At 33.5% G+C, this 25,381-nt stretch carries 29 protein-coding genes, 3 pseudogenes and 1 riboswitch; of the genes and pseudogenes, 4 read left to right on the top strand and 28 right to left on the bottom strand.

What is annotated here, in order from left to right:
- Positions 1-28: 28 nt before the first annotated feature.
- From MKX53_RS06610 to MKX53_RS06600, 3 genes are all read right to left on the bottom strand, one after another.
- Positions 29-1,063 (bottom strand): DUF4179 domain-containing protein, encoded by a 1,035-nt coding sequence (locus MKX53_RS06610; RefSeq protein WP_340910037.1) that lies wholly within the window; start codon positions 1,061-1,063, stop codon positions 29-31.
- The gene (locus MKX53_RS06605) at positions 1,047-1,634 is read right to left on the bottom strand and encodes a sigma-70 family RNA polymerase sigma factor (protein ID WP_340910035.1); all 588 of its coding nucleotides are present in this window, start codon (positions 1,632-1,634) and stop codon (positions 1,047-1,049) included. Before MKX53_RS06605 ends, MKX53_RS06610 begins: the two co-directional genes overlap by 17 nt.
- Positions 1,635-2,350: 716 nt before the next feature.
- Complete coding sequence (locus MKX53_RS06600) at positions 2,351-2,824, bottom strand: hypothetical protein (RefSeq protein WP_340910032.1); 474 nt, start codon at positions 2,822-2,824, stop codon at positions 2,351-2,353.
- A gap of 448 nt (positions 2,825-3,272) precedes the next feature.
- On the opposite strand from MKX53_RS06600, the gene MKX53_RS19705 reads away from it, so the two are divergent.
- Positions 3,273-3,440, top strand: coding sequence for a transposase (locus MKX53_RS19705; protein WP_422194162.1), 168 nt, complete (start codon positions 3,273-3,275; stop codon positions 3,438-3,440).
- A gap of 149 nt (positions 3,441-3,589) precedes the next feature.
- Here MKX53_RS19705 and MKX53_RS06595 read toward each other — a convergent pair whose 3' ends face one another.
- The 21 genes and pseudogenes from MKX53_RS06595 to MKX53_RS06500 form a co-directional block, all read right to left on the bottom strand.
- Positions 3,590-5,611: a right-handed parallel beta-helix repeat-containing protein gene (locus MKX53_RS06595; protein WP_340910029.1), complete on the bottom strand. Its 2,022-nt coding sequence runs from the start codon at positions 5,609-5,611 to the stop codon at positions 3,590-3,592.
- Positions 5,612-5,977: 366 nt separating this feature from the next.
- Positions 5,978-6,139: pseudogene (locus MKX53_RS19700) on the bottom strand (IS110 family transposase); the annotation flags it as partial.
- A gap of 265 nt (positions 6,140-6,404) precedes the next feature.
- The gene (locus MKX53_RS06590) at positions 6,405-6,779 is read right to left on the bottom strand and encodes an immunity 22 family protein (protein ID WP_340910026.1); all 375 of its coding nucleotides are present in this window, start codon (positions 6,777-6,779) and stop codon (positions 6,405-6,407) included.
- A gap of 12 nt (positions 6,780-6,791) precedes the next feature.
- Positions 6,792-7,073, bottom strand: a pseudogene (locus MKX53_RS06585) (T7SS effector LXG polymorphic toxin); the annotation flags it as partial.
- Positions 7,074-7,076: 3 nt separating this feature from the next.
- Positions 7,077-7,211: pseudogene (locus tag MKX53_RS06580) on the bottom strand (T7SS effector LXG polymorphic toxin); the annotation flags it as partial.
- Positions 7,212-7,253: 42 nt separating this feature from the next.
- Positions 7,254-7,367: an immunity protein YezG family protein gene (locus tag MKX53_RS06575; protein ID WP_340910024.1), complete on the bottom strand. Its 114-nt coding sequence runs from the start codon at positions 7,365-7,367 to the stop codon at positions 7,254-7,256.
- Between the two features lie 640 nt (positions 7,368-8,007).
- Positions 8,008-8,331 (bottom strand): immunity protein Imm33 domain-containing protein, encoded by a 324-nt coding sequence (locus tag MKX53_RS06570; RefSeq protein WP_340910021.1) that lies wholly within the window; start codon positions 8,329-8,331, stop codon positions 8,008-8,010.
- Positions 8,328-8,858, bottom strand: a complete 531-nt coding sequence (locus MKX53_RS06565; protein WP_340910018.1) for an ankyrin repeat domain-containing protein — start codon at positions 8,856-8,858, stop codon at positions 8,328-8,330. The genes MKX53_RS06570 and MKX53_RS06565 overlap by 4 nt, the downstream gene beginning before the upstream one ends.
- Positions 8,859-8,874: 16 nt before the next feature.
- Positions 8,875-10,119 (bottom strand): GH-E family nuclease, encoded by a 1,245-nt coding sequence (locus MKX53_RS06560; protein ID WP_340910015.1) that lies wholly within the window; start codon positions 10,117-10,119, stop codon positions 8,875-8,877.
- A 399-nt stretch (positions 10,120-10,518) separates the two neighbouring features.
- Complete coding sequence (locus tag MKX53_RS06555; RefSeq protein ID WP_340910012.1) at positions 10,519-10,869, bottom strand: transposase; 351 nt, start codon at positions 10,867-10,869, stop codon at positions 10,519-10,521.
- Position 10,870: 1 nt separating this feature from the next.
- Entirely contained in the window at positions 10,871-12,397 is a 1,527-nt protein-coding gene (locus MKX53_RS06550; protein ID WP_340910011.1) for a T7SS effector LXG polymorphic toxin, read from the bottom strand.
- A gap of 777 nt (positions 12,398-13,174) precedes the next feature.
- Complete coding sequence (locus tag MKX53_RS06545; protein ID WP_245762625.1) at positions 13,175-13,561, bottom strand: hypothetical protein; 387 nt, start codon at positions 13,559-13,561, stop codon at positions 13,175-13,177.
- Positions 13,562-13,720: 159 nt separating this feature from the next.
- Positions 13,721-14,410, bottom strand: coding sequence for a zf-HC2 domain-containing protein (locus MKX53_RS06540; protein ID WP_340910007.1), 690 nt, complete (start codon positions 14,408-14,410; stop codon positions 13,721-13,723).
- Between the two features lie 3 nt (positions 14,411-14,413).
- On the bottom strand, positions 14,414-14,890 hold the full coding sequence (locus MKX53_RS06535) for an RNA polymerase sigma factor (RefSeq protein ID WP_340762003.1): 477 nt from the start codon (positions 14,888-14,890) through the stop codon (positions 14,414-14,416).
- A gap of 370 nt (positions 14,891-15,260) precedes the next feature.
- Positions 15,261-15,434, bottom strand: a complete 174-nt coding sequence (locus MKX53_RS06530) for a hypothetical protein (RefSeq protein ID WP_340910004.1) — start codon at positions 15,432-15,434, stop codon at positions 15,261-15,263.
- A gap of 13 nt (positions 15,435-15,447) precedes the next feature.
- Positions 15,448-15,816, bottom strand: coding sequence for a YolD-like family protein (locus MKX53_RS06525; RefSeq protein ID WP_340910002.1), 369 nt, complete (start codon positions 15,814-15,816; stop codon positions 15,448-15,450).
- Positions 15,813-16,034: a transcriptional regulator gene (locus MKX53_RS06520; RefSeq protein WP_340830105.1), complete on the bottom strand. Its 222-nt coding sequence runs from the start codon at positions 16,032-16,034 to the stop codon at positions 15,813-15,815. The genes MKX53_RS06525 and MKX53_RS06520 overlap by 4 nt, the downstream gene beginning before the upstream one ends.
- Before the next feature lie 247 nt (positions 16,035-16,281).
- Positions 16,282-16,404, bottom strand: a complete 123-nt coding sequence (locus MKX53_RS06515) for a YjcZ family sporulation protein (protein WP_340768824.1) — start codon at positions 16,402-16,404, stop codon at positions 16,282-16,284.
- 265 nt (positions 16,405-16,669) lie between these two features.
- Positions 16,670-17,965, bottom strand: a complete 1,296-nt coding sequence (locus MKX53_RS06510) for an NCS2 family permease (protein ID WP_340910000.1) — start codon at positions 17,963-17,965, stop codon at positions 16,670-16,672.
- 142 nt (positions 17,966-18,107) lie between these two features.
- A riboswitch (purine riboswitch) is annotated at positions 18,108-18,208 on the bottom strand.
- Between the two features lie 226 nt (positions 18,209-18,434).
- Positions 18,435-18,653 (bottom strand): lactate dehydrogenase, encoded by a 219-nt coding sequence (locus tag MKX53_RS06505; RefSeq protein WP_340909998.1) that lies wholly within the window; start codon positions 18,651-18,653, stop codon positions 18,435-18,437.
- Positions 18,654-18,794: 141 nt separating this feature from the next.
- A complete protein-coding gene (locus MKX53_RS06500; RefSeq protein WP_340909996.1) occupies positions 18,795-18,920 on the bottom strand; it encodes a hypothetical protein in 126 nt (41 codons plus the stop codon).
- A gap of 1,115 nt (positions 18,921-20,035) precedes the next feature.
- Between MKX53_RS06500 and MKX53_RS06495 the strand changes: the two genes are divergently transcribed.
- Positions 20,036-20,641, top strand: a complete 606-nt coding sequence (locus MKX53_RS06495; protein ID WP_340909993.1) for a class I SAM-dependent methyltransferase — start codon at positions 20,036-20,038, stop codon at positions 20,639-20,641.
- A gap of 109 nt (positions 20,642-20,750) precedes the next feature.
- Here the strand turns inward: MKX53_RS06495 and MKX53_RS06490 are convergent, their stop codons facing one another.
- Positions 20,751-20,927, bottom strand: a complete 177-nt coding sequence (locus MKX53_RS06490) for a hypothetical protein (protein WP_340909991.1) — start codon at positions 20,925-20,927, stop codon at positions 20,751-20,753.
- A 684-nt stretch (positions 20,928-21,611) separates the two neighbouring features.
- Between MKX53_RS06490 and MKX53_RS06485 the strand changes: the two genes are divergently transcribed.
- Positions 21,612-22,574 carry an aromatic acid exporter family protein gene (locus MKX53_RS06485; protein ID WP_340909988.1) on the top strand — a complete coding sequence of 321 codons (963 nt, stop codon included), beginning with the start codon at positions 21,612-21,614 and terminating at the stop codon, positions 22,572-22,574.
- A gap of 198 nt (positions 22,575-22,772) precedes the next feature.
- Here the strand turns inward: MKX53_RS06485 and MKX53_RS06480 are convergent, their stop codons facing one another.
- The 3 genes from MKX53_RS06480 to MKX53_RS06470 all read right to left on the bottom strand — a co-directional run bounded on the left by MKX53_RS06480 (position 22,773) and on the right by MKX53_RS06470 (position 24,023).
- Complete coding sequence (locus MKX53_RS06480; RefSeq protein ID WP_093534967.1) at positions 22,773-23,060, bottom strand: hypothetical protein; 288 nt, start codon at positions 23,058-23,060, stop codon at positions 22,773-22,775.
- Between the two features lie 232 nt (positions 23,061-23,292).
- Positions 23,293-23,535, bottom strand: coding sequence for a hypothetical protein (locus tag MKX53_RS06475; RefSeq protein WP_340909986.1), 243 nt, complete (start codon positions 23,533-23,535; stop codon positions 23,293-23,295).
- Positions 23,536-23,669: 134 nt separating this feature from the next.
- Positions 23,670-24,023: a hypothetical protein gene (locus MKX53_RS06470; RefSeq protein WP_340909984.1), complete on the bottom strand. Its 354-nt coding sequence runs from the start codon at positions 24,021-24,023 to the stop codon at positions 23,670-23,672.
- Positions 24,024-24,382: 359 nt separating this feature from the next.
- On the opposite strand from MKX53_RS06470, the gene cyoE reads away from it, so the two are divergent.
- Positions 24,383-25,279 carry a heme o synthase gene (gene cyoE / locus MKX53_RS06465; protein ID WP_093534973.1) on the top strand — a complete coding sequence of 299 codons (897 nt, stop codon included), beginning with the start codon at positions 24,383-24,385 and terminating at the stop codon, positions 25,277-25,279.
- Positions 25,280-25,381: the final 102 nt, after the last annotated feature.

Below are 25,381 nucleotides of genomic sequence, written 5' to 3'. Positions count from 1 at the left end.
AGATTAACGTTTTACAGTTAGACTTATTTTATCGAGGAATTTTAACATTAAAGCTGTCGAATTTGTAGTTCTTATTCTCGTAAATTTTCATATCTACTTTTTCCTTCGGAAGGTCAATAAACGGTGTTATGGTCAATTCATCTACCTTATCATTAATAGGCTCATAAACGATTTTTCCATCTCCGTCACTCACACCTCCTTCGAGTATTTTTAGTTCCTTACCTGATGAATCCACCACTCGGAATTGTAGAAACATCTCCAAATGACCTATTTCCCAACTTCTAGCCTCATAGCTGAGAAGCAGACCACTTGGACCAAGTATTACTTTGTTAACTGCGAATCTAAAGTCCCCTCTTTTTTCTGAATGACCAATATCGATTTCTTTATTATTCTGTTTCGTAACTGCAGTAGTAAAACTCCATTGTTCGCCTGACTGACCTTTAAAGGACAATTCCAAATTTAGCTCTTCAGGTTGTGGCTTCTCCTTCCAAAAATGATCGAACTGTAAGAACCCTACTGTTTCTGTTGGGGTTTCGATAATATTATTTATTCCAATTCCACCTTGACCCAATTGCTTATCTATTGTGTATCCAGGTATTTCAATGTATTCTTCAACGATTGGTTTTTCCGAAACGATCGAGTAGCTAATATTAAACCTTGTGCCATCATAGAATATTTCCCCTAGACTAATGGTAATCCCATTGACCGTTTTGGATTGTCCTACAACTTCTATTAAATCCAGTTCAGATACATTTTTTTGTCCTGAATCACCTAGATAGCTAAAAATAGAGCTTATCCCATGAATAGAAGACAAAACTGTAGCCATTGCTGGAGACACCATCGAAGAAGCTACTAATAATCCAAAAGCCAAAACTGCTGCCCCAATGCCATAACCCCACTTTTTTCGAGTTGATTGTTTTCTCATGTGATGTGACTGGTTCTTTTCAATTGATTGCTTTAGTTTTGCCTTTACACGTGCCTTTTCGACTTCATTTACTTCCATTACTTCAAAATCTTCATCATCCAGCTTGAGATTATTTAAGTGCTCAAAGATATCTTTCATGCAAAATCCCCCCTAATTTACTATTAGTCCGTTGTAGTTTTAGTCTTTTCTTTCCACGGTAAATGCGATTATCGACTGCAGCTTTCGTTAAACCAATATTTTTCGCAATTTCTTCACTTGTCATGTCCAAGAAAAATCTCATCATGAAAATATCTCGGTCAATGACTTCAAACCCACACATTAACTTTAATATTTCATATTTATTTTCAGTAACGAGAACCTCGCTTTCTACAGAGGGACTACTACCTACATCTAAATCATTCGTACCAACAATTTCAACTTCTACACGTTTGTTTGCTATCCGATAGGTATCAATTGCTTTAAATTTTGTGACAACACAGAGCCATTTCCGAAAATCATCCGTGTCCCCTTCAAACTGATTTGCGTGATGCCAAATAGTTAAAAAAACATCATTTATACATTCATCAACAAGACCAGGGTTTCCTAATGGTGACAATACTTTATAGGTAATCCCCTTAACTAACGGTAAATATTTGTCAACTGCATATTCTAAAGCATCTTCTTTTTGACGTTTAAGCCGTTTTATAAAATTATGGTCGGTAGATCTCATAAGAATTGTCCCCTTACTTTTTGTAAAATCCCTCACACTATATACAACGTAACATATACACTTTTTTTCTCACATTTAATAAAATTTAATCATAAAGCCGGAATACCTTTCCCTTTGTTTCTTAAACTACAACAAAAAAACCTGCCAAAGACAGGTCTTTTCGGTTTCAAAAATATTAAATTATATTGGAGTTCATAAGAAAATTCTTATTGAACTAATCTGCTGCGTTAGTTTAAGTGAAACACTTCACAAACTTTCCTAACGAATGATTTCTGAAAGTTCTTTCAACAATCAATTTCGTTGTATTTTGCTCCATTAGTATAATAAATAAGTTCAACAAAAAGAGCGTTAATTCCTTCATTTCAGAATCAACGCATCTATATATTTCATCCGTTCTCTCAAACCCTTTTCTTTTGGGTCAACTCGTTCCAAACAACAATTTCTTCATATAATCCTTAAATTTACTCGAATTTCTGCCGTTTTTGCGTTAATCCTTCTTGTAACAACACCCCGTAGTTTTAAAACCTCACTATTGTAATTGTACAGACCTAAATGGGGCGAGCAACAATATCACTCACTTAATCCATGATTCAAATGAAACCAAACAGCCAATCATCGGCTCAATACCGTCAATTGGCTGCATAATAGGAGTTTTTATTCCTGTCTCCAAAAGGGTAGTCAGTTCCGTTCTTGATAAAACTTTTTGGGGCGGTTTTTTAGTCTTTATACTTATGAATAATTTTTAGTGAAGTTTCAGGTAAATATGGCCATATATAATTAGCACCTTCAAAAAAATTATCTTCTTCTGCCAGATGCCAATATAGCCTAGCTTCTTCATAATAACTGACGTGAAGTCTTCTTATAATTTCTTGATAATCTGTAAAATTCTTGATCAAAGAAACATCAAATCCTAAAAAGTATACAAGACCACTTTCACCAACTAACCCCTCTATTTGCATAGACCCTGCTTGCTTCCCTTTTTTAAATATCAATTGAGGATCATACATACATGTCGAATCATGATGAACTATCCTAAAGTCTTCTATTAAACTATTTTCTAAATCAGTTCCTTTATACCACCACTCTAAACACCCATTCCCTATACTTTCGATAATTTCACCACAGTTGTCACAAATCCATTGTTGCTTTGGTTTTAATCTTGTATCTAACTCAGAAAATATTACATACATAAAATCACCCCTGATTCATTAAACAACACAAACTTAGGATAATTATACTATAATTCAGCCTCTACTTTAACAATTTTTTCATTTTATTTTTTTTGAAGTCATAGTATCTATGTTCCAATTCTGAAGTTAAGAATTACGCGTTATAAAAAAGACGCAAAAAAACTAATTAAAATAAATTTAGTACGCTAGTTCATTTCTGAATTTTTATCCACTAATCTGCTGATTAACATAAAGAGGTTACAACATAATATACATTCTCCTTCCCTTTGAAAGTTCAATTATAAGAATTGTTATTCTAATTCTATAAAATTACCAAGGAAAAAAACGGAAAGTGTGCTCTATCTTACATACCAAAGACCCTTTATTCGCCTTTTATGAACGTTTAAAACAATCGCATATCCCTGAATTCAATAAGGTAATAAAAACGTTACAAAATTGGTAAGTAGAAATTCTGAATAGTTTTGTAAACAACTATTCAGACGGGTTTTTAGAATGCATAAATAACTTAACCAAAGTGATCAAATGGAACGCATTTGGTTATCAAAATTTCTTGCGATTCCGAGCTATAATATTACTAATACACAAGTATAAAAAGATTGGAACTCATGTTAGTTAAGGTGAAGAAAGTTTTACTTCATTCCAACATTTGACGGAGAACCAAAATTACACATAAAATTATTATCATCCTTAAATATAGTTACCTATTATTAGAGGGAGAGACTCTTATCCTTTTATAGTATTTTAATACAAGGTAGTTCATATTCTTTATATAATAATTTCTATTTCCATACCCCCTTGAGTAATATTTGCAAAGGGAATATGGTCCGTTTCTTTTGTTTGTTTTATACCTATAATGACACTAGAATGCGATACTTGTTGACAGTATAGATAATCTATTAAGTGACTATCTGCTTTTAGTCCATTCTCTCCTATTTGAGAAAATCTTACCATTGGAAGAATGCCAGAAGAGACATGTTGTAACTTAACCACTAACCCCTTAGGATTGCTTTCTACTAAAGAGACATAGGATTGTCCGCTTTTAAATTGAATGCTCCCATTTCCGTTATTTGCTTCTAGGATAAATACTATTGTCTGACCTTGAAGAGGCTGGAATGCTGCATTACCACCTACTAGTGTATTATGTGCTACTGATCCCGTTGTTTCTACGTTAAGTGGAACACCTTTAGTCCCCATTTTCATCGTGTTTCCAACTACCCCAACATCCTTACAATTCCATATTCTCAGCCCGAATTGAGTTAGAGAATTAGGGGTTTTAATCGTGTTCCCTTGAACCGATCCGTCCTGTAAATTACGGACTAATATTCCTCCTGCTATTCTCTGATGGTCTACATCTATTAAATTATTAGTTACAATTCCCCCAAAGTTCGGTTGAGTAGGAATGGAATATCCAGCATAAAGTACATACGGCTCAAAAATCGTGTTTGCAATGTCCAGCTCATCTGGAACTCCGTGAATGATATTCCCATCAACAATCAATCGATCAAAAGAACCTACAAATATCACTCCGTCTGTACCAAAGCAATTTTCAACATGATTATTGCTTATTACGGCATTTGTCTGTTGATTAACTTTGCTTTCTCTTTGGACTCCTCCAATATAGATTGCGCCCAACGGATTTTTAGCGTAACCACAATTGATGATTTTATTGTTAGCTATAATACAATCCTTTGCAAATTGCTCTACATTGGTCCATTTATAATAGACCCCTCCGACCATGGAGTCAGAAATAAGATTACCCGTTGCTATTAAACCACCACCTGCGTGGCCATCTATGGCTTTACGTTTGTTTCCCCTAAGGGTACACCCGCTGATTAAAAGATCGTTGGCTTTGGAAAATGACGTACCCAGTGAATTGATCCCGTAGCCAGGGTCTACATAAGTATGATGTTTGGAGGCATGTGGATGTCCAGCCCGATCGCTTATGCAATTAATTACCCGTGGTCTTTCTACTGCTGAGAATACATAATTACTTGAATAATTATCATGTGCATTACATTCTATAAAAGTTATATTTGTATTTTCTCCGTATTCTAAATCAGTTGGTAGATAGTCCCCTAAATGTCCAACTGAAAATCCAGAGTAATTAAATCCACTACTTTCACAAGCCCTTAGGGTAATGTTATTACAGTTACGATGCACTAAAACCCCACTTCCTACATTCCCTATAAATCCTCCGCCAAATAACCCAAATGGCTTGCCATCATTTCTAATCCGAGCACTAGTATCGAAACTATTGTTTTTTCGGTAATTCCAAAATCCAGATGTTGGATAGCCCCCTGCAGCAGTACCTTTTTCCCCATAACCAGTTAAAGGATCTATTTCCGGAAACTGACCAAAGCCCTCAAACTTAATACCTTCAATAATGCAGTCATCACAAAGCTGAAGCTCTAAGATTCCCTGAGCATGAGTTTTGGTAAATAAAACAGCTCCATAACCTATTAGATGTAAACGTTTCTTACCTCTTAGGAGCAGGCAAGGTTGATCATTGTTCGGAAAATCAGATAACTTTGTATTCTTTTCTAGCCAGTAATGGCCCGGTGGTAAAATCAGGGTATCACCATCATTTGCATAGTTAAGTGCCGCCTGTATCAGATCCTGTATTTTAGTCTGTCCAGATGTGTCCGCCTTTATAGTCTTCGCTGTTCCACCTTCTATTTCATCTAACATTTCAAAATTACGTGTTAACCCCTTAAGGAAATCTGTTGAAAGTTTGTCCTCGATATTAGCTGGAATATAATATTTCTTCTTGGGTGTATAATTTGTCATTTTTTATATCATCTCTCCTTAAATAATGTTTCTAAGATCTGCAGGATTTCACGACAAAACTAGCTATTTTTTTGATCTAATGAATCGTTACTATTTAAATAGGTGAACAATCTCATTTGTTTCTCTCCTCTCTTAAATTACTAATAGTTATAATATTCCATTGTTTCATATGAAGGTAAAGAAAGAAGTTATATTATTCACACAAATAATACTTAAGGATTAATAACCCAAAAATATTGTATGACTCTAACACTAACACTGAAGGATAATAGTGGTTAAATAGGAATGACTATATATTTTTATAAAGTACTCTCCTTTCAATGAAAACTCTACTTGCTTAGCCCATCTCAATAAGAGTTAATAATTAAGCTCTTTATCCACCTTCTTGATTTCCTGTTTCTTAAAAATAATATCTCGAACTATGCTTTGAATGATAAAATCTCTAGATGTCTGATATTCTCGCTTTATTTCACCATCTGCTTGAACGTGTGATAGTATCTGTTCTGCTTTTCTAGTTGAACAGTTATTTACACAAAATGAAATTCATTAAATAGGGCATACAATTTAAAGGTGTTGTACGTACTAAAAAATTTGTTAAAACATCAGATTGGGATTGCAAGGTTTATCTCTATTCTGTAAGTAATAAATAGTTCATTCGTCACTAGGTATCTCTTCAACAAAGAAACCTTGAAAGGCACTTTGCCAATCAAGGTTTCACATAAATTACATTATATCTCAGGTATATCAATCTCTTTGCCTGGAGACTTACTAATTAGAACCTTTTAAAGTTATCTTATTCATAATTTGTAGTAGCAATAAAGTCAAAAGCACCTGTTGAACTAATTTCATTTTTATATTCAAAATTATATATTAAAATTACTGCATTATATGATTTCTTTAGGTTTATACTTTTCTGGATTTTTGGGATGACAATTTCTTCATACGAACAGCCATCTAATAATGCTGAAATATCACTACTACTATTCTTATAGACCGCTTTTTCTATAGTATCCTCATCTGTTTCATCCATATCAATATTAAAATCGATAAAGAATTGGGAAGAGACAGACTCGCCATCCTCATCATACGTTAAATCAACATACTCTCCTATTGAGTCCTCATCGTTAATATTCCCTAACCAAATTGAAACCCATCCTTGTTTTTCCATTATAGTATCCTCCTACTTTAATCTTAGACCTTGTGGTAAAGACGAAACTCCACCCTCTAATCTATAATTAGCCCAATTATTAAGTCGTCTAACAAATGTATTATAGTCGCTAGAAGTATCTATTATTGCTAACAATTCATTATGTGCTTTAGTTGAGCCTAATCCTCCATGAACACCGTTTGGATTGACAAATTTGACATCGGTTATAGCTGTTCTTAAATCTTTAATCTCTTCAGCACCAATATTCCAATACTTAAATTGTGGAGCCCTTGAAACTAAGTGCCACTCACTCAGTGCGTAAGTCTGGGTAGCATCAAATTCATAAAGTTGCGTTAAAGTATCATCACGTTTTCTTTTAGAACTAATGACTCCCTCCTGCACTCCGCTATCATCTAAGTGGGGGAGACCAACAATATCACTCACTTGATCCATGATTCAAATAAAAATATAAAACCAATCACGGGCTCAATACCGTCACCATTCTCTAGATTCAGCATATAAAAAAATCTTACCCCATTCTTCGGGAACCATATTAACTAGTATATTTGCAATTTGTTGATATATCTGTTCCATCAATTGCGTTTCCATCTGCCTTGCCTCCTGGATAATTAGCTAATCTATCTGAGGATTTTTACCGTCTATTGGATAGCTTACCCGAAACTTATTAAGGCAAAATTAAAATGCAAGCGACCGACCGGTATAATATCGAACTCATGCCAAAAGCAGTGAAAAATGAATTAACTGTGTTTCATTATTGGTCACTTCATTAAACAAAGACCATTTGCCGCATCTGCTACATCACCCACAACAGGTATAAGCGCTACTATATCTAATGCAAACCGACGATAAAAAACATACAATTTAGTGAGTATACCGTATGTATTCAAATTCAAACGAAATTAAACAGCCAATCGACGGTTTAATTCCGTCAATTGGCTGCATACAGGTTTTTATTTCTATCTTAAAAAGGGTAGTCAGTGCCTAAGCACTCAATCAAGGTTGTATATAATTTATTGAAGGTTTAAATATTTATTTTAAACCTTCATCCCTTTCGTTTGATATTATCTTTATCTTATTTCCTTTAAAAACACCATAGTGTCATTTGGTAGAGCGAGAATCTGAATGATTTATGGCTTAAGTTTAAAAGCATTAAGCGTAAAAAAACATACAACTCTATAGGCCTAGTTGTATCAAATTCTTAAAGTTACATGATTGTATATATATATATTTACTTAAATATTACCTTTTCTCCTGACTCAGTATATACAAAATATTTTTTCTTGTTTTCACTAAGTAAGGTGATATCTGTCCCGAATGACATATCAAATATATTCATTATTGCTGGTTCTATTTCAATAATAGTTCCCCAATCACAAATCGACATATTTGATGCATCAGCAAGATATTCCTCTGTATCTATATCTGACAAAAATCTCCACCCATTATCAAGAGCATTTACCGGTTGTTCTTTAATACACCATTTCAATTCCCCTTTATTTTGTAAAATATTATTTGATACAACACTACCACCTAATCCACTGCTCTTTTTCAACTAATCACCTCTATGACTTTTTTCATATCATCAGTTCCACGTTCTTCAATTAAATACTTTAATGAATATCCAGATTTATTTAAATCATTAATATTCGGACGTTTTTCTAAACATTTTACTATTAAATCATTTCCTTCTTTAGTTCGTTTTTTTAATACTTCTTGACATAAAGCCCATATCGCAGGATTACCAAATTTTTCATCTTTTAAATTCAAATCTACCCCCATATCAACCAGCCTATGAGCCAACTCAACCGCACCTTTACAATTAATATTTGCTGCTAAATAGTGCAGTTCATTACATTCATCATTGGAAACTATATTAATCTTTGCATTATTGTCCAATAAAAAGTTAGCTATATCAAACTTTCTACTGATTAATGATTTTTCAAGTAAACTAATGCCATTTTTATCAATAAAATTTACAACCTCTTCAACACGTTTTTTCTCAATTTTAAGCTTTTCCAAAAATAATTCAAGATTTCCAAATTTTATAGTAGTCCAATAATCAGCTTTATTAATATCCATTTATACTATCATCCCCTCATTCATGCTTATGACTTCGGTTAGTGCTAGGTAATTCTGGTCGATAGTTTGCAGGATCTCTATACCAATCTAAGAACTCTTTCTTTGTAATAGTCCCATTCATATACAATTCATGCATATCAGAATATTTTTCTCCTGGTAAATGCCCCATATCCCATTGACCACCTCTTGTTTTAGATTTATCCCAAATTATTTCTACTCCTGATGGGTCATAAACTTTCTCAGTAATAGGATCTATTGCATTTCCCCATACTTGATCAACTTGACCTTTGCCATAACTAGGTCTGCTATTACTATATGGCTTTTTAGAAGCAATACCACCCTCAGTAGCATTACCCGTACCCTTAGCTCCATCAGTAACATTGTCCACCGCTTTGCTCGCATCCTGAGCTTCCTCTATTGCCTTACTTCCTTTTACAACAAGTTTACCACTCGTACTCGCCCAGCCAGCAAAGGGAATCATCGCAGTAAAAGAAAGTGTCGCATTTAATTTATCGCCTCTAGCCGTATAGATAGCACCATTCACACCATCTGCTATTTCACCAAAACCAGGTACAAGTCCTGCAATATCTAATCCAAACTGTAAAGAATCTAGGAATTTGTTTTCTTTCGGTTTGTCTACGGTGACCGCTTCTTCTTTATATTCAACCTTGGAAACAACTTCATAGAAAACAGTTTCGTTTACCACATACTCTTTAATAAGTAAACCATTGTCATACGCATGATATTTAATATTTTCCACTACGTTTTCTTCAATAGTCTTCAGTTTCTTTCCTTCCAACGTTTGGAAAGTTGCCGCGGTAATCATCGTACCGATTAGTTGTTCCTGTTCTTTTACCCATAAGTCATTTGGATTTAAGTATACCTTCGGAAACAATTCCGTTCTAATGTCACTTCTAAACGTAAGGACATCCCACTGACTCGGTAAAAAGTTTATATCCTTCACCCCTGCATGGAACAGTCCTTCCATATCCGTAGCAAGACCGTTCGCCTTCAGATTTGCATGTTGCCAAACTTCATGCCCTTCTAGATTATCCCCACCAACAGACCTATCAACAAAATCCTTATAAGTAGTAACTTCATTTTGCTGAATAGTTTGCTTGGTAGCTGCTTTACCCATTTCTTTAGCTCCATCATTGACATTATCTACAGCTTTGCTCGCATCCTGAGCATCCTCTATTGCCTTACTTCCTTTTACAGCAAGTTTACCACCCGTACTTGCCCACCCAGCAACGGGGATCATCGCGGGAAAAGAAAGTCCCGCATTTAATACATCCCCTCTAGCTGAATAGATAACATCATTTATGCTATCTGCTATTTCACCAACACCAGGTATAAGCCCTGCAATATCTAATACAAACTGAAAAGAATCGAGTAATTTGTTTTCTTTCGGTTTCCACCTTGCCTATTTCCTGCTTTATAAAGTGTAGCCCACAATGCTTTTCACCAAAAAGTTTCGTGTTTTCTCGATTCTCAAACAAATTATTTTCTAATTGTCTCATTCAAATATCAGCTGATTTAATATAAATCATAGAAAAAAACCTTGAGAGGCATTTAGCCAATCAAGGTAATAGGAATTTTTTAAACTACTAAATTATCTTTATTGTGCTCTAAATGAAAAACTCTGTAATAATAAATTCAATTAGCTGATACTATCATTTTCTTCTATGAATTCTAAAAACGAATCTTGCAGTTCTCCCTCAGTATCAATAGAATCAAGCAGTAATTTAGGTTCAAACGAACAATCTTTTAAAGTTGAACTTCCATCAATTACTCCTAGCATGTTTGAAATAGTATCAATCATGGTTTGCTCAATTATCCTCATTAATATATCTTTATTTTCATCAGTTAAACTATCGTGAAAACCAATATTTTTTTTCCAATAATCATCTGTTTTAGGAGTCACATTCGTAGTTTCATACAAGTTTTTGTATAGTTGAAGGTTCTCTTTAACTATAGACTCATAAAGTGATTTAACAAAAATCTCATTCATTTTATTTCCTCATTTCTGGATACATTTTTTTATTTAATTCAATGAGTTCTTTTAATGCAGAGTTCGGTATGTCGTCATAGACTCTTCTTAGCTCCATAATATCCCTTGCCAATAGCTGTCTAGGAGTCTCTATTCCTTTGGTACTCCTTGAAACTATACCGTTAGGCCCTTTTATTGTATGACCGACCTTCGGAACATTGATTGCAGGAGCAATACTTGGATCATAATTATCCACTAATTTCTTCATCACTGCCTTCTGCCCTGTATGATGGGCATCTAGTCCTTCCACTCCTTTAATATCTTTATATGGTCCAACTTGATATTTATCCGTACCCTTAGTTCCGCCTTTAACATTATCCACCGCTTTGCTCGCATCCTGAGCTTCCTCTATTGCCTTACTTCCTTTTACCGCAAGCTTCCCACCCGTACTAACTGAACCTATAATCGGAATCATCGCTGAAAAAGAAAGTGTCGCATTTAATGCATCCCCTCTAGCTGAATAGATAAGACCATTTGCCGCATCTGCAATTTCACCTGCAACTGGTATAAATCCCGCTATATCCAAACCCAACTGTAAAGAATCTAGGAATTTGTTTTCTTTCGGTTTGTCTACGGTGACCGCTTCTTCTTTAAATTCAACCTTGGAAACAACTTCATAGAAAACAGTTTCGTTTACCACATACTCTTTAATGAGTAAACCATTGTCATACGCATGATACTTTATATTTTCCGCTACGTTTTCTTCTATTGTCTTTAGTTTCTTTCCTTCCAACGTTTGGAAAGTCGCTGCGGTAATCATCGTACCGATTAGTTGCTCCTGTTCTTTTACCCATAAGTCATTTGGATTTAAGTATACTTTTGGGAACAGCTCTGTTCTAATATCACTTCTAAACGTAAGGACATCCCACTGACTCGGCAAAAAGTTTATATCCTTCACCCCAGCTTGGAACAGTCCTTCCATATCCGTCAACCACTTGTCCATCGTCTGCAAACCATGTTCAATTGGATTCAGTGCGTACGTCTGTGTAGCATCAAATTCATAAAGTTGCATTAAGGTATCATCACGTTTTCTTTTAGAACTAATGACTCCCTCCTGCACTCCGCTATCGTCTAAATGGGGCAGGGCTACAATATCACTCACTTGATCCATGATACTGTTTGCCTCATCCGTCAAGCTAGCGGTGAGTTCGCCAATAAGCGTAAGTCCCTGTTCTAGCTCTCCGTCAAGGAAAGTTTCGAGTATGTAACCGGAGGAATCAGCTTCCAGTGAATGAAGTGCTGCCTCCATCTGGTTAAGCACTTGTTTAAACTGTTCAGAAAACAACTGAAAAAAATGAAGAAACGGTAAATGACATTCCTGGTAAAAAGAACGGATGGCATTACCTCCTGCTCCCTTTAATTGATCCTCCATCTGAACTAGCCCCTCCACCGCCTGGTGGATTGATTTCATTTCACTGCTTAGCCTGTCTAACATAGTTAGGTTTCGCTGTAGCCCATCTTGAAATATATCTACATCCAATATTTTCATAGGCTTTGCCTCATCGAGCTTATAGAAATAGCCACTTCACAATATTCTTTATTATACAATAATACCCCACAGGTGAACATGCTTCTCCCCCTCTAGCAAACTATTAATAGTTATAATATTCCATTTATACGTGAGAAGGTAAAGGGAGAAGTGATAATATCCAAAAAAATAAACCATACGAATTAATAAACAAAAAATTGACCATGACTCTTTCACTACCAAGGAAAGAGAATAGTAGTTAAATAGATAGTAATGAACATTTAGTTTGATTTTATCTTCAATGAGAGAACTTGCTAATGTGTAAGTAAATGTTGTTATTTAAAAAGCTGGAGTCTAAAGAATGTTGCTAATACACTCATCTACTGGTAGTTTTTATCGCTACTTGCCAATAACAATTAGCCTTTCATTTTCATCGATTTAAACCCTGGTGAATTAGAGTATGTACATACCTGGATAATGAAGGAAAACTGTGGACGTAAGTATCAAAAAAATGCGCGCACAGTGGAATATATGCATGCACCTGGACTATTTCCTACAATCTCAGTAATAGATAATCCTTCATGAGTTAATTTCAGAATTGCTCTTATTAGGTATGCCTCTATGATTTTCCAAATTGAATCCCCACTTAAGCTAAAACTACTAATTCTTCCTCAGATTTAGAAGAATACTCTGTTTTTATACTATTTAGAGTTTCTTCTCCATCATGATGTCTTCCTAAATAAGCGTAAGCTTTCTAACCACTTTAATATTATCCATGAGTCCATCTCCCTTCAACATCTACCCTTCAACGATTACAAGATATTTTTTGATTTCTCCTTCAGATTCAACAATTAAAATATCTCCTCTTTCTTTGGCAGAAAAAATCTTTGCACCAACAGGAAGTTTATTCGACATCTCATCTTTAAAATTTGTATTTGCATCATTTTTTGTTTTTATTTCACCGATTTGAACACCTTTTGTTAAAGACAATTCTTCAACCCAATCAATATTAGTTTTGTAGATAACTCCATCATATTGAAAAATATCAGCATTAGAATCCAATTTTAAAATCTCTTCGGCATCAATACTATCAATTGTTACAGTGGTTACTTCCCCATCATTCGAACATCCACTAATCATTAAAAATGGTAATGCAATCAGTACATAAAATAATTTTTGAACCAATGTAACACCCCCTGTAAATATAGTCGGTAATAATCTATCTTAAGTTTCATCTTAAGTATCATTTGAATAACGGTGTAATGCAACTTCCTCTAGGTCACTCGGTTATCTCCCTCATACGATTAAAGTAACTGATAGTTGGACGAATGCAACGCCCTCATTTTATTCAAAGTGAAACATATCTTCTATTTCTTCGCTTGCTTTGGGTAAATCCATTCCTTTTTTCCAAATCAAAATATTATCTTCTGGAGTTCCGTAATACAACGCCTTTATCTCCGCACCCTCACGATTCAATTCTTGACCTTCAATATTAAAAATATCATACCCCTTCACCATAGAATATGGCGGCTGTGCCCTGCTCTTAATTATTGGTCGTAAAGGAGTTAAGTAAAAGTTACCTTTTTCATCCATATCATATTTTATTCTATATATACTATAACCATCTGTTATATCATTTTCATAAACGATACTTCCGTTTTCCAACTTACTTACGTTCTTTATCTCTACCACTTCGATTGGAACGTTTGTTATGTGCCAATGAAACAAACCGTAATATCCTAATGTGATAAACGATAACAATAATGCACTAATTATTCCCCCTTTAATAAATGATTTGGTTTTTGAACGGTTCCAGAAAGATGAAATACCTTTAATAGCATTGCCATCATTCTTATTTCTCTCCATTTCTTCTTTTGGCAATATAAAATCAGCTTTTATTCTATATAGTTCCTCTTTGCAACTCTCACATTCAACAAGGTGTTCTTCTACTATTCTTTTGCTATCATCACTACACACATTGTCATAATATAATGGAAGCAAATCTTGAACTATTTCACATGATACTTTACTCATTTCCTATTCCTCCTTTAGCAAATCTTGAATTTTACGTTTGGCTCGGTGAAATGTGACTCTCGCCCAACTTTCGGTTCTCTCAAAGAGTTCACTTATTTGTTTGAAGGAAAGTTCACCAAATACTCTTAACGTAAAAACTTCTTTATAAGGCTCTTCTAAGTGACGTAATACCTTGTGAATACGGAAATTTTCTTCCTTATTTAGTATGATTTCTTCAACACTACTTACACTTACTTCAGGTATATTGTCTGTATCAAAACGCTTTTGTTTATTGAGATAGGTAAAGTATGTATTTTTAGCTATTTGACAAAGCCATACATTAAGTTTGCACTTCCCGTTAAATTTATCAATATTTTTTAATGCCTTAAAAAATGTTTCTTGTGTAATTTCTTCAGCTATCTTTTCGTTGCGACTTAACAACAGTACAAACGAGTAGACATCCCTAAAATATTGATTGTATATCCTCTCAAATTCAGGCACATTTTTACCTCCTTTCATAAATAAGACTAAATTATGAGGAATTCGTTACAAAAAATAATAAAAAATTGGCAGACGTGTAAGTCTGCCATTAAGTCATGTTTTATTTATTCATAGAAGTCCTTTTATCTGTTAAAATTTCTGAAATAAGCACCCCTTAGCTTTATTGTTTATGAAAATTAGTATCTTTAGGCATTATTAACTATCATAAATAACATCAATAAAATCCTCATTCATAATTGATTTTCTAACTTTACTTTAATTGGTTTAATACATTTTGCATCTAATCATTCCCTATACGATTTAACGCTTTATATGTCAGAAGGACAAGCACTTTAAAAGAATTATTGTTAATAAAATAAACCACCTTCCATTAATCTGGTTGGTGGTTTTGAGCTTCTGTAGCCTCAACTCTATTTATATTTTTATTTCCAAGTGATAATAATTCGTTCCTATTCATTCGTGACATTTCATCTAATGCACCAAGTATTAATTCTGGAGGATGCTCATCCATTAATTTGTTAAATAGTTCCTCGGTTCTATCCAATACTTTCACAACCTTAATCTATTATGGTTACATCTACTATTTCATCTAATTTTAATTGTAGCAAAGAAAATGGGTCTTCTAGTTCAATAACTCTTCTTCGTAAATCCACACTTTCTACAATTCCTCTATTGTAAAAGAATGCTCCATCTCTCCACAATTTAACTTTAGTATCCGCTTTGCTTTTAATGGCCATATCTAAAGTATGTTGAATTGCATCATAATCCCATTCATCTAATTCAGGGATAGGTTCTCTTTTGATCTCTTTACCGTATTCTCTAAGTAAAGAAACGTGTTCGGGAAGCATCATAGCTACCCATTTTTTATTCCCTCTATCTTGAACCTTGGATAAATCAAAAACTGGTTCGTAAAATTCATCGTTCATATAACTTCACGCTCCTTCTGTGTGAAGGGAACAAATGCTAGTACATTATTTACTTTAAAAGTCCTTTTAGTATTTCGTAAAAAACAAAAAGCTTTAAATGTATTACTTTCCACACTTAATACCTTTACTCTTCGCTTGCTAATTTCACCGTTATTATTCATATAAATCATTTCAGATATTTGATCAAACTGCAACGACTTTAAAATATTTATACGCACATTTGTTCCCTCCCTCTTGTTTTTTAGTATACGAACAATAGTTCTATTTTACAACTAGTAATTTTTGGTGAAATAAAAAAGCGACCATCTCAATGAATGAGAAGGCGCTTTTAAAGAAGGAAGTACAAAAAGAAAAGTTCTCTTAACTAACACTTTTTTATGAAAGAATACATATACAGCAAGCGTACTGTATTCATGTCTAAAAAGTGCTATTGGCTAAGCTAAATTTCTCTCTTAAGCTTCCTTTTTAGTAACTCATAAAACTAGCTCCCACAATAACAAGTAAGATAAACAATACTACAATCAATACGAAGCTAGATCCGTTATTAGAATTATCGCCGTAGCAGTCTCCTCCATTATAACCAGACATCTTATCCTCCTCCTTTCTAATTAATATTTATAGATTATGCAAATATTGTTGAGCGACTAAGGTAATCCACCTTGTCATTAAGAATTATATTTGTTTCTTTCTTTGGTTCCTTTAAACAAAACATCTAACAAAAAAAAACCCGCTCAAATTAATAAGCAGGGTTAAATAAAACTGTACTATTACTTTCTTCTATAGTGTATGTTCCTTTAGGTGTTGCTTTCTATCCAATCACAAATGTGTGTTCCTAGGTCTCTAATACTCTTTCCTATACGATAAATGCAAAGTATAAAATGAATAATAAACAAAGAACATACATAATCGGATGAATTTCTTTATAACGCTTTTGTGCTACTAAACAAATTGGATAAAGAATAAAACCTAATCCAATACCGATTGCAACACTAGAAGTTAGAGGCATCATAATAATTGTTAAAAATGATGGAATGACAATTTCTAACTTCGTCCAATCAATCTTACGGATTTCCATTGCCATTAAGGCACCTACAATAATTAATGCAGCTGATGTAACTTCCACCGAAATAACGTTAACAAGTGGGGAGAAGAATAAAGCAACGACAAAACAAGCCGCTATAACGACAGAAGTAAAGCCAGTTTTCCCTCCAACAGCAATACCAGCAGAAGATTCAACGCTTGTAGCAGGAGTTGAGGTACCTAAAATAGCACCAATTACACCAGCAGCAGAATCAGCAAGTAATCCTTTACCGATATTCGGAATCTTATTACCTTTCATCATTCCTGCTTGGCTCGTTAATCCAATTAATGCACCAGCTGTATCAAAGAAGGCAACGATTAAGAAGGTGAAAATAACTGTCAGTGTTTGTACATTAAAGATTTCATCTAAATGGCCAAACACAACACCAAATGTTGGTTCTAGGCTTGGGATACTTCCAATAATCGATGAAGGAACTTCGATTAAACCGAAAATCATACCAATACCCGTTGTAATAACCATTGCGTAGAAAATACCGCCATTAATTCCACGTACTAACATAATGATTGTAATAATAAGACCAATAATAGCTAATAAGGTCATCGGTGAAGTTAAATCACCAATCGAAACAAATGTATCCGCATTGCCGATAATGATTCCACCATTTTTTAAACCGATAAATGTGATGAAAAATCCAATACCAGAAGCGATAGCGTATTTTAAATCGATTGGAATGATATTAATAATTTTCTCACGAATTTTCATTAAACTTAATAGCATAAAAATGATTCCGGCAACAAAAACGCCCGTTAAAGTAACTTGCCAGTCAATACCCATTCCAATACATACTGAAAAAGTAAAGAATGAATTTAATCCCATACTAGGTGCAATGGCGATTGGGAAGTTCGCAAGTAAGCCCATCAGAAGTGTACCGACGATTGCAGTAAGTGCAGTTGCAGTAAATACAGCACCATGATCCATACCAGATTGGCTTAGGATAATTGGATTCACGACTAAAATATAAGCAATAGATAAGAAAGTTGTGATACCGGCAAGTGTTTCCGTTTTATAGGAAGTACCCCGTTCTGCAAATTTAAAAAAGTTTTTCATGTTGTAATCTCCTATTTGCAAGATTGAAGGTAATGATCCTAGGTTCGTGTTACAACCTATTCATTTTACTTTCTCTGGATAGCAAAAAAACTTTGACCACTATTTGGACAAAGTTTCTCTACAAAATGGGATAAAAAAATATCATTAATTTCCCATTCCTTGTAGTCAGCTATTTATTGGTAGCTGGTAGAAACTCTCAAGCCATATTCTTGAATTTATACAAGGTATATATTTTCTTTTAAAAACAATAGGAGAATCATAACAAGTTTAATTTGAATCGTCAATATTATATTTTTCCATTAAAAGATGTAAAAATATTTAAAAAAGAGCAAAAAGTTAAGAAGATACATATCTACAAAAAAACAAAAAATTCGGCTATATTACTGCACTCAACTTCTTAGTACTAATAGTACGTGGTTAGTAATGGTTATTTGCAGTATTGTTGGGGTACAAAAAAAGCCACTTGTAATTAAGTGACCTCATCAAGAACAAATACATATTTTTCAATACTTTCATCTGCTTTGATAATAATTCCAAATACAGTAGCTATACCCTTTGAAACCTTAACATCAGTAAGTTCAATCATACTCTCAAAAATGTTTGGGTTCATTCTTATTTCCTTTACCTGTTTACCCTGCGAATTGAGATAATCAATATCTTCGTGTATTTTATTTAATAATACTTCCAATTCCTTTCCTCCTTAGGTATCTTCTACTTGATATCATGCCCAAATTGACACTAATAATTTCAAAGCACAATAAAAAAGCCGGTATTCAGAATTGAGTGCGACTTTAAATACTTCTATTTATCATTATTTAAATGCCTTAGTTCACTTACCCACTACAGTCAAAACGAATGAATTAGCATTGAATTCTCTCATTAACAGTATTAAAATCGCCCACACTACAGCTACAGTAGACAAGAATATCCCTTTATTACTGGTTGATTGGAACACAACCTCCCCCTTATAAAATAAATAAATAATGGACAAATAAAATAAGCACCTACTAAATTAGTAAGAGTAAAACTTTATTTTGAATATGCCCCATACAACTCCTATTAGTAACCCTCCTACATTAAAACCAGTTAAAGAAATAATTATGTTAGTTATCTAGTTATTAATAATCATATGCTTTTCTTTATACAAATTAATTATGTTCAATATAACTTTATTCTGAAAATTAAGCTTACTAAATTAATTTAGAAAAAATAAAAAAGCCTCACTTCTTCAACAGTGAGGCTCCAATCTATATATATTAAGATTGTATGAGAAGTTACAAAGGGAGATCCTTGCTTTCTCAATAACTATACTACCATAGTTTAATGAATCATAAAAATGCTATACTTCCTATAATACTTTTACCTATTTTTATTACAATATTAGTTTGCTATTAAATTCTTCAATTTACGAGCTAGTGGAAGTAAAGTATTCCACACATTATACTGATTTACTTTTCTAAAAGAATTCTTTCTATCGTACAGCCCTAACTAAATTGCTTCCTGTCTTACTCTTTCTTGAACTTCATACAATATAGGTTCATTTACCACTCTATCCACCTCTCTCTTTATTTAAATCAAATGATCAAACTAGACCATTGATATGTCCCTTTGCTAATCCATCAATAAATCTCCCTTGTTTAAGTAGCGTTGTATCAAAAGTACTACTTATAAAACCACTTTCGGTTAATATGAAAGGCATTTTTGTATTTCTTCACACTTGATAATTAGCTTGTTTCTTCCACGGGTTTAAAAATGTCTTTTTTATAATGATTTCTGCACTTATTTATACCGCTCAGAAAACAGCTGAAAAAATTGAAGAAATAGTAATTGCATACCACCCGGTAATAGGAGTGGTTAATTGCCCCATGGGACTAGTAAAATAACAGCGTATGTACAGGAGTGATTATGTGTTTGCACTTTAATAAAAACTAGTTACTAGAACCGGACTTTTCAGTCAGCCCATGATATGACAGGGACTGTTAACAGAAAAGAAATTAAGTTCATATACTAGTTTGAGCAATTGTAGACGTTTTTAATTGATCATTTTGTTTCTTAAAGGAATGAATGTTATTGAATGAAAGTAATGCTGAGCAAATGGAGTTAAATCGTCTTCATCTTGGATGCGGGCATACAATTCTTGAGGATTGGATCAATCTGGATTTTGTTGCACAAAAAGGTGTGGATGTTATTGCAAATTTGGATGCCTGTGCGGAAGTTCCACTTCCGTTTGAAAATAACAGTATTGAGGAGTTTTATGGGAGTCATTTAATTGAACATATTCAACATACATTACCGATGATGCAGGAACTTCATCGGATTGCAAAACCGTGTGTGAAGGCCAATTTTCGACTTCCAAACGGAGCAAGTGATGATGCTTTTGAAGACCCAACTCATGTAAAGCAGTACTTTTTACAATCATTCGGTTATTTTTCACAACCTTATTATTGGCGGTCCGATTATGGATATAGAGGAGATTGGAAAGCTGATAAGATTACTTTACTCGTAAGCGAAGAAAAATACCAACAACTATCTTTTCAACGAATATTGGAAGATGTAATGACTAAACAGAATGTTGTTCTCGAAATGGTTGTTGAATTAACAGCAATCAAACTGATTCGAGAAGCAAAAAAAGAATTACAAACAAGACCAATCATTGATTTTGTCTTGGTGAAATAATCATAAGGATAAAGTCCACATAATTAGTAACAGTTAACCAAATATAAAAAAACACCTATATTATAGGCGTTTAAAATGACTAGAATAATTACTCCACTACATCTCTTACTTATAAAACATTTATTTGGTACCCCTTATCATTTCTTTCTATTTCGACTACGTCCCCTTTACTCAAAGGAACCTTAATCATTTTATACGGGATAAGTAAACGATTTAGATCTTTGTTTTTATTATTAGAAAACACACCAAAGAAATCGTCAATTTGTTCAACAATATATTTTTCCATAGTAATCTATCCTCCTTAAAAATTATAATACCTTCTATGTAAGTTGAATGAATAAATCATTAAGATAATAAATTTTAAAAATTTTTATTGCCTATAATGACGAACAAAAATATATCAATAAGTTAAAGCCTCACTTCTTCAACAGTGAGGCCCCAATCTAATTTCATTAAGATTGTAAGAGAATTTCGAAGGGAGATTCTCAACTTCTCATATTTATATTCTACATGATAATCTTCGGATTTAATTTGGTAATTATATGCACATAATATTTTAATATATCTTTATTCCACGTATCTCTTTGTTCTAAATCTTGAACCAAGGTAGCTTACATATTTTCAAATAAATTTCTTTTAACTGGAAAGAAGATGCGTGTTTCGGATTGTGTTAGCTATTTGTACTCATAATTGCGTAACTCCTACGAGACATTTACTGTAGAGACATCTAAATCTGAACGACTGAAGATGCACCAGTATATAAGTTTATTATCTCCGTGTTAAACTATAAATAGATGAATTAGAAGTAATCGTTCGGGAACTATTCAATGAATACACTACATATTGATCGAAGTCGATGGAATTTGGTTAAGAGGTGTATTATTGAATACATATATGTGAATTAAGTGAATATCAAAACAGATAACCTGCAAGTATTACATAGAAAATAAAATAATAGGGTGGTGCTTCCATGACTGGTATGGGCTATCGGACGATAAAGACTGCTGTAGGAGCAGGGCTGGCAATTTGGATTGCGAGTTTATTGGATTTGGAATTTGCAACATTTGCAGCAATTATTGTTATTATGTGTATTGAGAAAACGAAAAAAAAGACATTAATTACTATTAAGGATAAATTCTTTGCCTCCCTTTTATCTTTGCTGCTTGGTTCATTGATATTCGAGGTATTAGGTTATCATCCCATTGTCTTTTCTTTATTTATTTTGTTATTTGTTCCAATCCTCGTAAGAGCTCACATCCAGGGTGGTTTTGTCACAAGTATGGTTGTCGTATTACATGTTTATACGGTAAAGAATGCTGATTGGACAATGTTTCTGAACGAGCTATACATTATTTTCATCGGGATGGGAATTGCTGTTCTCGTCAATAGTTTCATGCCAAATTTCAAACGAGATATTGAGGTTTTTAAAAAGGAGATTGAAAAACGGTTTGAAATTATACTTTATGAATTCTCTGCCCATTTAAGGGATAATATGCGGAACTGGGATGGGAAGGAAATACTTGAAGTAGAAGATTTAATCAATCAATCCAAAAGCCTTGCCAATCAAGATGTAGAAAATCAACTATTACGAAAACAAAATATAGATTATTATTATTTGGAAATGAGAGAGGATCAACTAGAACTTCTAAAGCATATGATGAAAATCATTGCTATTTTCTCTTCCTTTAGCCTAGACATCAAACAGAAAGAAATGTTCGCAGAATTCTTGGAGGATTTAAGTAGAAACGTTCACTCGGGAGATACAACGAACATTTCAATAAATAAGTTAGATGAATTAAATGCCATAATCCGCGAGATGGAGTTACCGAAGACAAGAGAAGAATTTGAAGTAAGGGCGAATCTATTTTATTTGACTTATGAAATGAAAAACTACTTAAACATAAAGAAAAAGCTTTTTGCTCAAAGAAATTAAAGATGGAAAAAAAACAACCTTTGATATTTATATGGTTGGTTTATGGTTTTGCTATCAGGTGTATACCCCCTTTATAATATGATTCTAATGAATTGTCACAAACTAATAGGAAAAATAAAAGAACAACTACAATCAGTTGTCCTTCGTTAGTATTCAATGTTTAGCTTTTAACAAATGTACATTACTGGGAGGCAAAGTTCAATTGCCTTCCATTTCTTGTTTGAAGATAATCCCATCCTCATCTGGGATTAAGTCGATAGTTGAGTCAACTTCTAATATGTTTGCTATCGTCTTGGGAACGTGTAGCGTGCAACTTGATCGTTTTAAGTGATCAAATCTTAATTCATGTTCTGGTTTAAATGAAATATCTTCGGGCTCTTTAACAATTTGTCCTTCTGAGAAAAGAACTTGTACATCGCTTTTTGTTAAATGTGGATACTTTTCTAAAATGTGTTTTTCTGTTGTTTCTGAAATCTCTATCTCCATATCAACGTCCACTTCCTTTTCCCTAACACCTTTAGTTTATCACACCTAACAACCATCCAATCCAATTAGCAAAATACAGAGAACTTGTCTGTCGCGTTTTCCATTTACTGAATACACATTAAATGCACTATTGAATCGAAATTGACTGCTCTCTCGTCACTTTCTCCCAATCGTCGAGCTCCTGTATACATTTAAAAAGAACGCCCGGGTGGACGTTCCTTTGATTACTTACTTATTTATTATTAATATAGTCCATTCCTTGAGCTGTTATTGCTAAAACAAGGTTTTCTGATCCTTGCCCACTATCTATGGCATAACCCTCTTCGATAAGGTATTCAATAGCATGTTTGCTACTAGCATCAGCATTAACCATTGCTTTAGGTAATGTATAACTTCCGCCATTATTAGCAAAATGATAATCATAGAGACTTTGTAACAAAATATCCGATAACTTTTTTATTTCTTCGTTAATCATAAATAATCCCTCCTCAATAATCAATATACAACACAAGTTTTAAAATTTCTTTCTTTATGCTTTTGACAAATCAAGTATATTGCAGTTAATCAAAATGGATAGGCCAAATTTACAATAGTTCGTTAAAACAACAACTAATATAACCCAGTACCACTTAATTGTAGCAAAGTAGTAACTATATACTTTTTACCAAGTTCATAGTCATCAAAGTTCTGTTCATTGTAGATGCAACCTCTCTCTCTAAAAAAGGTATACCATTTACCTTCTTCCTCAAAATAATGGAAACCCTCATTTAGAGAATATTTACTCGCTGAATCACTATGTTGCAGACCCTGGACTGAAATATATTCATATACCTCTTCATCGCTAACCGTAAAAACTTTAGAGTATTTATGATTTCTCATATTTGGAACACCCAGCGTTTTACAAGCAAAGTCTAATGGATTTCCATAGAGAAGTGTCTCTATTTGTTTTTCTTTATCTATCAAACTGTCCCCTCCTTATTTAAATTCCATTTTATATCTATCTTTCATTCTACATTTAAAATACTTTATTTTTTTAGTATGTTCAAAAGATGGTCATATTCTATACCAAAGAATTTGATAAGTATAAAAACATATTTTGCCCCGAAAATAATGATAGAATCATATATACAAAGACTATGAGAGAAATTTAGGTACTGCTTGCATTGTTCTAAATGCAAAAATGCTCGACATCCGTCTTATATATGTAGAAATAGCCCTAAAATGTTCATAAGTAATGAAGAAAAAGAGATAATATAATGGAATTTTGCTAAGCAATTAGGTTATATTAGTTCAAGTGGGTAAACAAGGAGCTAACAAATACAATGAACAAAAAATCACAAAAGACGTTATGGGCTCAAGTAGTTAAAACAGGAATTATCAAGTCCAATCTAATTCCAATGGTTGCTGGATTAATGCTCGCATTATATACATATCAGTACAGCTTTACAGATAATATTTGGAATGTAGTGTTTGCATTTTTAGGTACAGCAGCTGTAATTGCTGCGGCAGGTTCATTCAATAACATTTATGACCGCGATATTGATGCCATTATGGCACGGACTAAGGTTCGTCCAACTGTAACAGGTGAAATATCGATTAAGAAAGTTTTGATCGTTGCTATTTTATTATTAGTAATCGGATTAATTTTATTATATATAGCTTCTCCGTTAGCATCTTTACTAGGGTTCTTAGGGGTGTTTTTCTACGTAGTCCCTTATACAATGTGGACAAAACGTCATACTATTTGGAATACGGAAGTTGGTAGTATTTCAGGAGCTATGCCTCCTTTAATCGGTTGGGCAGCAGTCGGTCCTGATATTTGGCATCCAGCTTGTTGGGCGTTATTTTTAATAATGGTCATATGGCAAATGCCACACTTTTACTCTATAGCCATTCGCAAGAAAGCAGATTACGCTGCAGCAAAAATACCGATGCTCCCTGTTGTCATGGGGAAAAAACGCACATATATTCAAACAAATTTCTATTTAATTTTATTAGTGCTATCTAGCTTTTTATTTTTACCACTAAGCTTAGGTCTAACCTTAGTATCACTTGCTCTAGGCTTATTTTGGTTAGGGTTGAGCCTATTCGGCACACGCAAAATGGATATAAAAGATTGGGCAAATAAAATGTTCAAATTCTCTTTAGTGCACATGATTGTTATTTATTTTACGGTAATAATATACTCTACAATCGGCCTTATTTTACAGGCACTTTAATGATAAAATTAGCCATAATAAATGAAGTTTAATATTAATTTTTTTAGTTATATGAACTACCAAAAGACTTGCACCGTAATGGGCAAGTCTTTTTTTCTTTCT

This window comes from Psychrobacillus sp. FSL K6-4615 (assembly GCF_038008225.1).
Classification (GTDB): Bacteria; Bacillota; Bacilli; order Bacillales_A; family Planococcaceae; genus Psychrobacillus; species Psychrobacillus psychrotolerans.
Note: the sequence above shows the minus strand (reverse complement) of the source record. Positions and strands in the feature narration are given on the sequence as shown.

Excerpts from the sequence above, each read along its gene's own strand:
- MKX53_RS06555 (WP_340910012.1), bottom strand. The coding sequence starts at position 10,869 with ATGAATGAGATTTTTGTTAAATCACTTTATGAGTCTATAGTTAAAGAG.
- MKX53_RS06485 (WP_340909988.1), top strand. The coding sequence starts at position 21,612 with ATGACTGGTATGGGCTATCGGACGATAAAGACTGCTGTAGGAGCAGGG.
- MKX53_RS06480 (WP_093534967.1), bottom strand. The coding sequence starts at position 23,060 with ATGGAGATAGAGATTTCAGAAACAACAGAAAAACACATTTTAGAAAAG.
- MKX53_RS06595 (WP_340910029.1), bottom strand. The coding sequence starts at position 5,611 with ATGACAAATTATACACCCAAGAAGAAATATTATATTCCAGCTAATATC.
- MKX53_RS06565 (WP_340910018.1), bottom strand. The coding sequence starts at position 8,858 with ATGGATATTAATAAAGCTGATTATTGGACTACTATAAAATTTGGAAAT.
- MKX53_RS06540 (WP_340910007.1), bottom strand. The coding sequence starts at position 14,410 with ATGAGTAAAGTATCATGTGAAATAGTTCAAGATTTGCTTCCATTATAT.
- MKX53_RS06600 (WP_340910032.1), bottom strand. The coding sequence starts at position 2,824 with ATGTATGTAATATTTTCTGAGTTAGATACAAGATTAAAACCAAAGCAA.
- cyoE (WP_093534973.1), top strand. The coding sequence starts at position 24,383 with ATGAACAAAAAATCACAAAAGACGTTATGGGCTCAAGTAGTTAAAACA.
- MKX53_RS06610 (WP_340910037.1), bottom strand. The coding sequence starts at position 1,063 with ATGAAAGATATCTTTGAGCACTTAAATAATCTCAAGCTGGATGATGAA.
- MKX53_RS06475 (WP_340909986.1), bottom strand. The coding sequence starts at position 23,535 with ATGATTAACGAAGAAATAAAAAAGTTATCGGATATTTTGTTACAAAGT.
- MKX53_RS06510 (WP_340910000.1), bottom strand. The coding sequence starts at position 17,965 with ATGAAAAACTTTTTTAAATTTGCAGAACGGGGTACTTCCTATAAAACG.
- MKX53_RS06490 (WP_340909991.1), bottom strand. The coding sequence starts at position 20,927 with ATGGAAAAATATATTGTTGAACAAATTGACGATTTCTTTGGTGTGTTT.
- MKX53_RS06605 (WP_340910035.1), bottom strand. The coding sequence starts at position 1,634 with ATGAGATCTACCGACCATAATTTTATAAAACGGCTTAAACGTCAAAAA.
- MKX53_RS06560 (WP_340910015.1), bottom strand. The coding sequence starts at position 10,119 with ATGATCCCCGTTGCTGGGTGGGCAAGTACGGGTGGTAAACTTGCTGTA.
- MKX53_RS06515 (WP_340768824.1), bottom strand. The coding sequence starts at position 16,404 with ATGTCTGGTTATAATGGAGGAGACTGCTACGGCGATAATTCTAATAAC.
- MKX53_RS06575 (WP_340910024.1), bottom strand. The coding sequence starts at position 7,367 with ATGGAAACGCAATTGATGGAACAGATATATCAACAAATTGCAAATATA.
- MKX53_RS06590 (WP_340910026.1), bottom strand. The coding sequence starts at position 6,779 with ATGGAAAAACAAGGATGGGTTTCAATTTGGTTAGGGAATATTAACGAT.
- MKX53_RS06525 (WP_340910002.1), bottom strand. The coding sequence starts at position 15,816 with ATGAACGATGAATTTTACGAACCAGTTTTTGATTTATCCAAGGTTCAA.
- MKX53_RS06550 (WP_340910011.1), bottom strand. The coding sequence starts at position 12,397 with ATGAAAATATTGGATGTAGATATATTTCAAGATGGGCTACAGCGAAAC.